At 42.8% G+C, this 10,891-nt stretch carries 10 protein-coding genes; 7 read left to right on the forward strand and 3 right to left on the reverse strand.

Annotation, left to right across the window (positions count from 1 at the left end; all coding sequences use genetic code 11):
- Positions 1-62 precede the first annotated feature (62 nt).
- Positions 63-2,297 carry a glycoside hydrolase family 57 protein gene (locus PI95_RS06745; protein WP_039737770.1) on the forward strand — a complete coding sequence of 745 codons (2,235 nt, stop codon included), beginning with the start codon at positions 63-65 and terminating at the stop codon, positions 2,295-2,297.
- On the opposite strand, the gene PI95_RS35645 is transcribed toward PI95_RS06745, so the two are convergent.
- Positions 2,255-2,413, reverse strand: coding sequence for a hypothetical protein (locus tag PI95_RS35645; RefSeq protein WP_236116959.1), 159 nt, complete (start codon positions 2,411-2,413; stop codon positions 2,255-2,257). The two genes, PI95_RS06745 and PI95_RS35645, sit on opposite strands and share 43 nt — an antisense overlap.
- A gap of 123 nt (positions 2,414-2,536) precedes the next feature.
- On the opposite strand from PI95_RS35645, the gene PI95_RS06750 reads away from it, so the two are divergent.
- On the forward strand, positions 2,537-3,622 hold the full coding sequence (locus PI95_RS06750) for a serine/threonine-protein kinase (protein WP_039737771.1): 1,086 nt from the start codon (positions 2,537-2,539) through the stop codon (positions 3,620-3,622).
- A 590-nt stretch (positions 3,623-4,212) separates the two neighbouring features.
- Positions 4,213-4,998, forward strand: a complete 786-nt coding sequence (locus PI95_RS06755; RefSeq protein ID WP_163518671.1) for a DUF928 domain-containing protein — start codon at positions 4,213-4,215, stop codon at positions 4,996-4,998.
- Between the two features lie 155 nt (positions 4,999-5,153).
- On the opposite strand, the gene PI95_RS06760 is transcribed toward PI95_RS06755, so the two are convergent.
- Positions 5,154-5,450: a hypothetical protein gene (locus PI95_RS06760; protein ID WP_039737773.1), complete on the reverse strand. Its 297-nt coding sequence runs from the start codon at positions 5,448-5,450 to the stop codon at positions 5,154-5,156.
- Between the two features lie 171 nt (positions 5,451-5,621).
- Between PI95_RS06760 and PI95_RS06765 the strand changes: the two genes are divergently transcribed.
- The 4 genes from PI95_RS06765 to PI95_RS06780 all read left to right on the forward strand — a co-directional run bounded on the left by PI95_RS06765 (position 5,622) and on the right by PI95_RS06780 (position 9,830).
- Complete coding sequence (locus tag PI95_RS06765; protein ID WP_063842290.1) at positions 5,622-6,188, forward strand: response regulator; 567 nt, start codon at positions 5,622-5,624, stop codon at positions 6,186-6,188.
- Positions 6,189-6,446: 258 nt separating this feature from the next.
- On the forward strand, positions 6,447-8,483 hold the full coding sequence (locus PI95_RS06770; protein ID WP_163518672.1) for a serine/threonine-protein kinase: 2,037 nt from the start codon (positions 6,447-6,449) through the stop codon (positions 8,481-8,483).
- An 11-nt stretch (positions 8,484-8,494) separates the two neighbouring features.
- On the forward strand, positions 8,495-8,641 hold the full coding sequence (locus PI95_RS06775) for a hypothetical protein (protein ID WP_163518664.1): 147 nt from the start codon (positions 8,495-8,497) through the stop codon (positions 8,639-8,641).
- A 157-nt stretch (positions 8,642-8,798) separates the two neighbouring features.
- Positions 8,799-9,830, forward strand: a complete 1,032-nt coding sequence (locus PI95_RS06780) for a WD40 repeat domain-containing protein (RefSeq protein WP_039737777.1) — start codon at positions 8,799-8,801, stop codon at positions 9,828-9,830.
- Positions 9,831-9,832: 2 nt separating this feature from the next.
- Here PI95_RS06780 and PI95_RS06785 read toward each other — a convergent pair.
- On the reverse strand, positions 9,833-10,891 hold a 1,059-nt coding region (locus tag PI95_RS06785; protein WP_163518673.1), incomplete at its 5' end, for a PPC domain-containing protein.

Raw genomic sequence — 10,891 nt, forward strand, 5'->3', positions numbered from 1 at the left:
ATTGACGATTGACTATTGACTATTGACTATTGACCATTGACTATTGACCATTGACTATTCTTATGTCTCAACCCCTTTACGTCGCCTTTATCTGGCATCAACATCAGCCGCTGTACAAATCTCCCGACAGCGGCGTTTCTGTGAAAAGTAGTCAGCATTACCGTCTGCCTTGGGTGCGTTTGCATGGCACTAAGGATTATCTCGATCTGGTGCTACTTTTAGAAAGGTATCCTAAGTTACACCAAACGGTGAATTTAGTTCCATCGCTGATATTGCAATTAGAAGATTACATTGCTGGCACTGCTTTTGACCCTTATTTAGAAGCGAGTTTGACACCTGCTGAACAACTGACGACTCAACAGCGGGAATTTATTATCGAACATTTTTTTGATGCCAATCACCACAATTTGATCGATCCGCATCCTCGCTATGCTCAGTTGTATCAGCAAAGGCAGGAACAAGGACAAGATTGGTGTTTAGCAAATTGGCAATTGCCAGATTACGGCGATTTGCTGGCTTGGCACAACTTGGCGTGGATCGATCCGCTGTTTTGGGACGATCCGGAAATTGCCACTTGGTTAAAGCAGGGTAAGGATTTTAGTTTAGGCGATCGCCAACGCATTTACTCTAAACAGCGGCAAATCCTCAGCCAAATCATCCCGCAACACCGCAAAATGCAAGACGCTGGGCAATTGGAAGTAACCACCACGCCTTACACTCACCCGATTTTGCCTCTACTTGCCGATACCAACTCCGGACGTGTTGCAGTGCCAAATATGACATTGCCCCAAACCCGCTTTCAATGGGCAGAAGACATTCCCAGGCACTTGCGGAAATCGTGGGATTTATATCAAGATCGCTTTGGGCAAGAACCGCGTGGATTGTGGCCCTCAGAACAATCAGTCAGTCCGGCGATTCTACCGGATATTATTAAACAAGGATATAAGTGGATTTGCTCAGATGAAGCTGTATTAGGGTGGACAATAAAACACTTCTTCCACCGTGATGGGGCGGGGAACGTGTTGCAACCAGAGTTACTTTACCGACCGTATCGTTTGGAAACGACCGCTGGTGATTTAGCGATCGTCTTTCGCGACCACAGATTATCAGACTTGATCGGCTTTACCTACGGGGCAATGCAGCCAAAACAAGCCGCTGCCGACTTAGTGGGACATTTACAGGCGATCGCCAGAATGCAAAAAGACCGCCCAACCGAACAACCTTGGTTAGTTACCATTGCCCTAGACGGCGAAAATTGCTGGGAATTTTATCCTCAAGATGGCAAACCTTTCTTAGAAGCCTTATATCAAACTTTAAGTAACGAACCGAACCTGAAACTTGTTACCGTCTCCGAATTTATCGAACAGTTTCCCCCCACAGCAATTATCCCCCAACAACAACTGCATAGCGGTTCTTGGGTAGATGGTAGCTTCACCACCTGGATTGGCGATCCCGCCAAAAATCGCGCTTGGGATTACCTCACACATGCTAGACTTACCCTCGCCAATCATCCCGAAGCGACCGAAGAAAACAACCCCGAAGCCTGGGAAGCTTTATACGCTGCCGAAGGTTCCGACTGGTTCTGGTGGTTTGGTGAGGGACATTCCTCAAATCAAGATGCCATGTTTGACCAGTTGTTTCGCGAACATCTGTATGGCATTTACAAAGCGTTAAATGAACCTATACCCTCGTATTTGAAAAAAGAAGTAGAAAACCACACGGCAAAGACAGATCATCGCCCACAAAGCTTTATTCATCCAGTAATTGACGGCAAAGGCGATGAACAAGACTGGGACAAAGCCGGACGCATAGAAATCGGCGGAGCGCGGGGGACAATGCATAATAGCAGCGTCATCCAGCGACTTTGGTATGGAGTAGATCACCTGAATTTCTATCTACGGGTAGATTTAAAAAGTGGCGCTGTACCAGGGCGAGATTTGCCAGCAGAGTTAAATTTGCTTTGGTATTATCCTGATAAAACAATGCACAACAGCCCGATTCCCTTAGCGGATGTGCCGGATGCAGCACCAGTTAATTATCACTACCACCATCATTTAGCAATTAATTTGCTGACGCAATCGATTCAGTTTCGCGAAGCTGGGGAAAATTATCAATGGCTTCCCCGTTTCAGTCGCGCTCAAGTAGCTTTAGATACTTGTTTAGAAGTGGCGGTACCGTGGGCAGATTTGCAAGTTCCACCAGATTATCCCGTGCGCTTGATTTTGGTACTTTCAGATGAAGGACGTTTCAGTAACTATTTGCCGGAAAATGCTTTGATTCCGATTGAAGTACCTTGATTATGAGGGAGTGGGGAGTGGGGAGTAGGGAGTAGGGAGTAGGGAGGAGGGAGTAGGGAGTAGGGAGAAGGTGATAATTTTTTCCTATTCCCCACTCCCCACTCCCCATTCCCCATTCCCCACTCCCCGTCCCCCGGAGGATTTTGCAAAGAAACGGTAATGCTATTGGCGTAAAAGAATCTTTATCGTTAAATTAAAGACATTTAGCAGCTTTTCACCAAAACACCCCTAATAGCCTGATGAATAGCTTTCCTCCGAAAACGTCAAATTTTCATGTGGATATTTTAAAGCAGACTCAGCTTGGTCAATTGTGCGGTCAAGCGCAGTTATTTCGCGATCGCTATGCAATATTGAAAATATTGGGCAGAGGTGGTTTTGGCATCACGTTTCTCGCCAAAAACATGGTGTTACCGGGAAATCCCCTGTGTGTGATTAAACAGCTTTGTCCCAAGGTGAGTAGTCCGAAAAGCTGGGAAAGAGCGTGTTCGCGCTTTGAAAAAGAAGCAAAAACCTTAGGTCAGCTTGGCAGTCATTCTCAGATTCCCATGCTTTTAGATTACTTTCAAGCAAATGGGGAATTTTATTTAGTTCAAGAATACGTGCGCGGTTCTACTTTGGCAGGAGAAATCAAACGCACCGGTCCCAAAAGCGAAGCCGCAGTTAAACAGTTTTTGCACGAATTACTGCCAGTATTGCAATACGTTCATAAACATCATGTAATTCATCGCGATATTAAGCCCCAGAACTTGCTACGCTGTGAAGATGATGGACGGGTAGTGTTAATTGATTTCGGCGCAGTTAAAGAGAAATTAATCGAAACTAGTGACAGCGAAGAACATAAAAGCGTCTCAACAAATTTTGTCGGGACTATGGGATTTGCCCCACCAGAACAGTTTTCCCTGCGTCCAGTTTATGCTAGTGATATTTACGCAGTCGGAGTGACTTGTCTTTATCTGTTAACTGGGAAAGCACCTTTTGAATTTGAGTATGACTCGAATACCGGTGATATCTGTTGGCAAAAACATGTAGACATCAGTGACCACTTTGCTCAAGTTTTGGGCAAAATGGTGAAGGTGTCGCTATCAGAGCGTTTTCAGACAACTAATGATGTCATGTCTTCTTTAGGTTTGGAAAGCTATTTGCCGACTTTGACGAATTGTTTAACTACCCAACCCAAGAAAGGTAAAAGTAGTGGAAACGCAGAATCCTCTGATTACCTGTCACCTGTAGCACGCACCGCTAGCGCTATTCGCGAATGGAAAGCAAAGCTGAATGCCAAAAATCATCCGAAATTTAGGGGTTGCTTATCTCAAATCTCAAATTAAAATATGTTTTAAGATCCGTTACCTTAAAGCTGGAGTTTAGACTAAGCAACAAGAAACGACCTAGCAGTGCTGAGTTGATAAAACGCAATCTTCAAAGATGAAAATCTTTGAGATTAAGCAGATTTTGCTTTCTCTTTACGGGGCTTTGTTGTATTTTTTTTACTATCGGATAAATAATTCTACGTTGTCGTGGTTGCCCTGGTTTCCAGCGGGCGTGACTTTCCGCTCTTGTTTGGGCGAACGTTGTTTCAATGCCCTCAAACGTCTTAATTTTTTCAGGTGGAGTATTTTTATACATAATTTTGGCGATCGCCTTAATATGGTCTGCTAAAAGTTTTTTGTCATAAGAGTGTCATTGTTATAAAGATGCTGTCGCTCCTACGATCATTCACTTAAAATATTGAAAGTTGTCGGTTTGCTGTTAATTGGATAGCTCGCGCTTGCGGGCTTTATTTTTTTAGCTCCTAGCTTCGGTATGTATGGGAAAATGGTGCATTAAATAATGTGGATTTGTGATGATTTGAAAAAGTGAAAATTAATAGAAATAAAATTTACATATAGCTACAACAATAGCGTTGTGAGGAAAAATCATGCAACGAGTACTTGGGATGAAATCTGTAGTTGCAATTGTAGTTGCTATTTTCTTGTTATCTGTTGGTATAACAACGGCTCAAACACAATCTATACCTTTAGAGCAAAAGACACCCGTTACACCAGTATCACGCTTAACGCCGATCAAATATCAAGGTACTAGCGACAGGAAGGATGGTAGGCGGATAGCACCAACAACCGGTACTGATTGTTTGTTCTACGGCAAACATAGATTAATAGCTCTAATGCCTGCCAATAATCTTGCACTTACCTCCTCCGAAAGGACAAAATTATTTTTCTATATTCCTAAAACACCTAAAACCTCTGTACAAGCATTGGAATTTGTTTTGATGGATGCAACTGGACAAAACCTTTACAAACAAACCTTTAAAGTAAATAATAAGCCTGGTATTTTTAGCCTCAGCTTACCTGTTAATTCAAAAAAGCCATTGCTCAAAATTGGTGAAGAGTATCAATGGTATTTTGCGGCAATTTGTAACCTTTCACGTCGGTATAGTAACATAATAATTACGACAGGATGGCTCAAACAAATTGTCAGTAATGAAAACTTGACGACTGAGTTAAACAAAGCTTCACCGCGCGATCGCGCTGCTATTTACGCTGACGAAGGCATTTGGTCCGATAGCCTTACCACCTTGGCTGAACTACGTCAAAAGCGTCCTGATGATTGGCAATTAAAAAATGATTGGCAAAGTCTTTTAGAATCAGTAGACTTAGCTAAGATTGCCCAGGAGCCTTTAGTTGGAGAGTTAAAAGCTGAGTGACTAATATTTTTCATATCTATTCACAAATATCTAAAAATTAAGCCCGCGCAGGCGGTGAGTCCAGCGCCCTTTGTCGGGTTTCCCGACAGACTGGACTTTAGACTAAAAAAGAGCGAATTCAGGCAAGGGGAAACCAAGAGTACACAAAGATAAGTTTAAACGATGGCGATGCCAGTACCTGGTACAACCCACAACAAATAATTGAACAAGAAGATGCCAAAATGGGTAGAGTTAAAATTCGGATTTGGAGAAAAAAGCATTTTCGCCTTTCCCCGACAACTTATGCGAAGTCGGGGATATGAAACTTTATATTTGTCATCAGCCCAATTTTTTGGATAAATAAAACTGCTATATGTAAAGAAAAGTAAAACCAATGCTGCCCCTAACTGATTCAGGCGATCGCCACCTGTAATGGTCGCTACATCAAGCAGATATAAAATTTTATTACACAATCATTAGATAAATATTAAATTAAAAGTTTTTAGACTATATTTACACGAAAATAAGTCTAGTTTAGAAAAACTTAACTACTCTCTCATAAATATCTCTATAGGCAGATAGCGTTAACTATCTGCCTATTTCGACTTCCCAATCGCTTTCACCAACTCAAGGCGGTAATTAATGTGTCAAACAACTTTTGCGATTCACATACTCAAGAAAGCACATCGCTAAAAACACCACAAGTTGACAAATCATCTCTTGGTAACTTGCGAATACTTGTAGTAGATGACAATATCGATTGCCTGTATCTGGTTAAAGTTATTTTTGAAGAATATCAGGCACAAGTGAAGACTGTAACATCGGTGGTTCAAGCCATTGAAGCGATAGAAGAATCAAAGCCAGATGTTTTAATCAGCGACATCTGTATGCAAGGCAAAGATGGTTATTCGCTGATTCGCTCTATCAGACGCAAAGAAGCTAAGATCGGAGGGTTTCTTCCTGCGCTTGCTTTGACGGGTTATGCACATCCGCAAGCGCGTGCGAAAGCTTTTGAAGCTGGCTTTCAGGAACTTATTTTTAAGCCTTTTGACCCCGATAAGCTAGTTGCAGAAGTGGCAAAACTTACACGAGTTTGCTATTCATCTATTAACAAACAAACATTTTTACTCAATTCAGTGTCAGTAATGGAAACTTATAAACAAGTTTCAATTAACACTAAAAAAGTTGTGAATTGCCAATGTATAAACTAATGATCGGAAAATTTTTAATCATAAAAAAATTTTTTGTTCAGATTATTGTATAATCGGGAGAATAATAAATCAAACGGCTCTCTTGGTTTTCCGGAGTTTAGGAAAACTGACTATTAATTGCATTCCGTATACTAATAAGTAATTCCCCACTCCCCAAAACCTGGGTTGTCTACCAAAAGAACACGAGAGCCAATTTTATTAAGGGAAAATTTGGGGCAAACTTAGCATAATTTGTCACGCAGTCGCGCCCATCAGATCATGATCTGCTGCATAAATCCCGATTGCCCAAATCCCCTAAATCTTGAAGGAAAGAAGTTTTGTCAAACATGCAGCACTCCTCTCGTGCCACTGTTGCGAAATCGTTTCCGTGTAATTCGAGTACTTTCAGATGAGGGTGGATTCGGCAGAACCTATCTATCAGAAGATATCGATAAACTTAACGATCGCTGCGTCATCAAGCAATTAGCGCCAAAATTCCAAGGCAGTTGGGCGCAAAAAAAAGCAATGGAGTTGTTTCAAGCAGAAGCGAAACGACTGCAAGAACTCGGACAACATCCGCAAATTCCAACTCTATTAGCTTATTTTGAGCAAGACGGCTGTCTATATTTGGTGCAGCAGTTTATCGACGGACACAATTTATTAAAAGAGTTGCAGTTACGGAAAGGTTATAACTATCAGGAAATTAAACAAATATTGATAGACTTATTACCGACTTTGAAGTTTATCCACGAACGCGGAGTCATTCACCGAGATATCAAACCGGAAAATATTATCCGATCTCAAAGTGACGGGCGATTAAATTTGATAGATTTTGGCTCTTCAAAACAGTTAACGGCAAGAGTACAAAATAAAATTGGCACTTCAATTGGTTCGCATGGCTATTCCCCGATTGAACAAATTAGGGATGGAAAGGCTTATCCATCTAGTGATTTGTTTGGTTTGGGTGCAACTTGCTTTCATCTGCTAACGGGAATTTCTCCTTTTCAGTTGTGGATGGAATATGGGTATGGCTGGGTTACAGATTGGCGGCAATATTTAAAAAGTCCGATTAATAATGAATTGGATTGGATTCTCGACAAGCTGTTAAAAAAAGAGATTCAGCAGCGCTATCAATCAGTTGATGAAGTTCTCAGAGATTTCACAGAAAAACAGTTACTGCAAGTACCAGCAACTCGATACTCGGCTGTCAAACCGCCACCAACTCAAGCACCATCTTTACCAAAACAGTATGCAGTACTGAGAAATTTATTTTTGATAGGTGGTGTAATTATGTTGTTGGGATTAGGAGATGTTTGGTATAAGCAATCTCGCCGCTTAGAAACCAGCTTATCGTCTAGTTTGAATCAACCAAAGATTAATCCCGATCGCATAGAAGCGATTTTAAGACATCCTTCACCAATTAACTTTGGGAACTTTTCTAATTCCGAAACACTCAATGGTTTTCATAACTCTGTTTTGTCTGTCGCCATCAGTCCAGATGGTAACACTATTGCCAGTAACAGCGATCGCGCTATCAAAGTATGGAACCTGGCAACCGGAGAGGAAATTTATACCCTAAAAGGACACTCCAACAGGGTTAATGTCCTCGCTATCAGCCCAGACGGACAAAAACTGGTTAGTGGTAGTGAGGACAAAACAATCAAAATATGGAATCTCGATACAGGACGACAAATTCGCACTCTTGTAGGGCATTCTGATTCAGTTCATGCCCTTGCCATCACCGCCGACGGCAAGACTCTTGTTGATGGTAGTGATGACAATACCATCAAAGTGTGGAATCTCGATACCGGCAGAAAAATTCGCACACTCAAAGGACATTCATTCTGGGTTCGGTCTGTCGCCATCAGCCCAAATGGAAAAATTCTTGCCAGTGGTAGTTTTGACAATACCATCAAACTCTGGCATCTGGCAACCGGTGAGGAAATTCGCACCCTTATGGGGCATTCCCAAACCGTGACATCCGTCGCCATCAGCCCTGATGGTAAGATGCTTGCCAGTGGCAGTCGCGACCAAACGATCAAATTGTGGAATCTTACCACCGGTCAGCAACTTCGTACACTCTCTGGGCATTCCAAAACAGTCACATCCCTCGCTTTTAGTGCCGATGGCAAAATTCTTGCTAGTGGCAGTCGCGACCAAACGATCAAATTGTGGAATCTCGATACCGGAAAGCAAATCCGCACCCTTTTGGGGCATTCCCAAACTGTGACATCCCTTGCCCTTAGTCCCGATGGCAAAACCCTCGTCAGCGGTAGTGAGGACAATACCATCAAGATTTGGCGAGTGTCTAATTAGGGGAGTGGGGAGTGGGGAATGGGGAATGGGTAATGGGGAATGGGGAATGGGGAATGGTTTTTTCGCGTTTTCGATTACCGATTACCAATTACCAATTACCGATTACCAATTACCAATTACCAATTCCCAATTCCCAATGCCTAATTTTTAGCGATTAAGAAAAAAAAGATAACAAAATGTGGCAGAAAATTAGGAATGCGATCGCTTTAATGAGTAGATAAAGGTATTTCCATAACACCTCCAATGCTGAGTTCGCTACTGTCGGGGCACAGCATTGAAGTTGTTTAACTGCGGAATCTGTAAGGTCTGTAAACCATGACTTACTTCAAAATTAAACTTTTCACTGGTGCAGCGATCGCGCTTTTGGGATTTGGCGCAATTTTCTATTGGGAGTTTCCCTTAGCTGCATCTGGTGCTGCCTCCGGTTCCAATCAGCCTTTAAAGACACTTGGGGAAACCTTTTCGCCCAACTTGACTTTGAAAGGACATTCCGATTCAGTTTGGGCTGTCGCTATTAGCCCTGATGGGCGGACGCTTGCTAGTGTTAGTACTGACAAGACCATCAAACTGTGGAATCTGGCGACAGGACAGGAACTCCGTACCCTGAAAGGGCATTCTGACTGGGTTAATTCCGTCGCTTTCAGTCCCGATGGCAAAACTCTTGCCAGTGGCAGTAGTGATAAGACTGTCAAACTGTGGGATTTGGCTACCGGACAAGAAATCCGCACTTTCAGGGGACATTCAGTTTCAGTTCAGGCGATCGCCTTCAGCCCAGATGGTCAAAGTTTAGTTAGTGGCAGTTGGGATCAGAGTATCAAACTGTGGAATGTTACTACCGGAGTGGTTATCCGTACGCTGAAAGCGAATTGTGATGTAGTTACATCTGTCGCTATCAGTCCTGACGGCAAAACTCTTGCCAGTGGTAATAATTTTGACAGTACCATAAAACTGTGGAATTTGGCAACAGGAAAAGAAATCCGCTCATTAAAGGGTCATGATGCCGCTGTTAATTCTGTCGCCTTCAGTCCAGATGGACAGACTCTTGCCAGTGGCAGTTGGGACGACACAATTAAATTGTGGAATTTACCTACCGGAGAAGAAATTCGCACCCTAACAGGTCATAGCGATAAAGTTTGGTCTGTTGCCTTTAGCCCCGATAGCAAAACTTTAGCTAGTGCTAGTTGGGACGACACTATCAAATTGTGGAATCTAACTACGGGAGAGCAAATCAGCACTCTAACTGGACATGTCAACAGAGTTTGGTCTGTCGTTTTTAGTCCCGATGGACAAACTCTTGCCAGTGGTAGTAAGGACAAAACTATCAAGATTTGGCGGATGTCTCATTAAAATTAGAAAACAGTCAATCGGTATTTACCGCGTTGAAGTGAATTACCAGAAATCACCACTACGTAGTAAGTTTCATCTTTAGGCAACCTAGCTCGGTCAATTAAAGCACTGTACTTGCCATCTTTGGCATTATCAGCCGCGACTATTTTGCCTTGAGAATCCATCAACACTATATAAGGAGAAAATTCTTCATAGACACTATCTACACGAATACTAACAAGTTGGTCTTTTTTGCCTTGAAACTTGGAAATATCGTAAACGCTGCCATCTTGCCTTCTTAGGCTTTGAGGTGTCAGTTCGCTTTCTGAGTCTAGACTGTAGCTGGCTCGGTCATTTCTGAGTGCGAGACTGTAGCGACCTTTATCGCCAGGATTTTGGCTAGTGACTGCGATCGTGTAAGTACCGTTTGCAGGCAGTCGGACAAATACGAAAGCATCTTTAACTTCACTGTTTGCTCCCCCACTGCCTCTTTTTAACAGAACGTTGTTGTTGGGGTCAAGCAAAAACATGAACGGATCTAAACTGAGGTTGCTTGAGCGGCGTTGATCGACACTGCCACCTAGTCTAATTTGGATCAGTTGGTTTGCTCTGCCTTGAAACTGGTAGAAATGAAAATATCTACCTTGAGACTTAAAGTCACCCTGCGCCAAAACACCAAAGGCGATATCTACAAAGTTAATTTGCTTGTAATTAAGTGTTCTAGATGGAGAAACAGGCGAACTTTCTATACTTCGATTAGTAGCTGGCTTGCGATCGCCCCGTCTTGAAGGAACACGACGCTGTGAAGGCTCCGGTGTCGGGTTGGAATATGTCGGTGTCGATGGTCTAGGTGTATATGTACGTGCTGGTGGTGTCGGTTCGGTATTTACAGGATTGGTTCGTCTAGGTGTAACTGCTGGCGTTGTCGGTTCGGTATTTACAGGATTGGTTCGTCTCGGTGTAACTGCTGGCGTTGTCGGTTCGCTATTTACAGGATTGGTTCGTCTAGGTGTAACTGCTGGCGTTGTCGGTTCGGTATTTACAGGATTGGTTCGTCTAGGTGTAACTGCTGGCGTTGTCGG

The sequence above is a fragment of the Hassallia byssoidea VB512170 genome (genome assembly GCF_000817785.2).
GTDB classification, from domain to species: Bacteria; Cyanobacteriota; Cyanobacteriia; order Cyanobacteriales; family Nostocaceae; genus Hassallia; species Hassallia carrinoi.

Bases quoted from the DNA above. Each gene is read 5' to 3' on its own strand.
- PI95_RS06770 (WP_163518672.1), top strand. From the start codon at position 6,447: ATGATCTGCTGCATAAATCCCGATTGCCCAAATCCCCTAAATCTTGAA.
- PI95_RS06745 (WP_039737770.1), top strand. From the start codon at position 63: ATGTCTCAACCCCTTTACGTCGCCTTTATCTGGCATCAACATCAGCCG.
- PI95_RS06755 (WP_163518671.1), top strand. From the start codon at position 4,213: ATGCAACGAGTACTTGGGATGAAATCTGTAGTTGCAATTGTAGTTGCT.
- PI95_RS06750 (WP_039737771.1), top strand. From the start codon at position 2,537: ATGAATAGCTTTCCTCCGAAAACGTCAAATTTTCATGTGGATATTTTA.
- PI95_RS35645 (WP_236116959.1), bottom strand. From the start codon at position 2,413: ATGGGGAATGGGGAGTGGGGAGTGGGGAATAGGAAAAAATTATCACCT.
- PI95_RS06780 (WP_039737777.1), top strand. From the start codon at position 8,799: ATGACTTACTTCAAAATTAAACTTTTCACTGGTGCAGCGATCGCGCTT.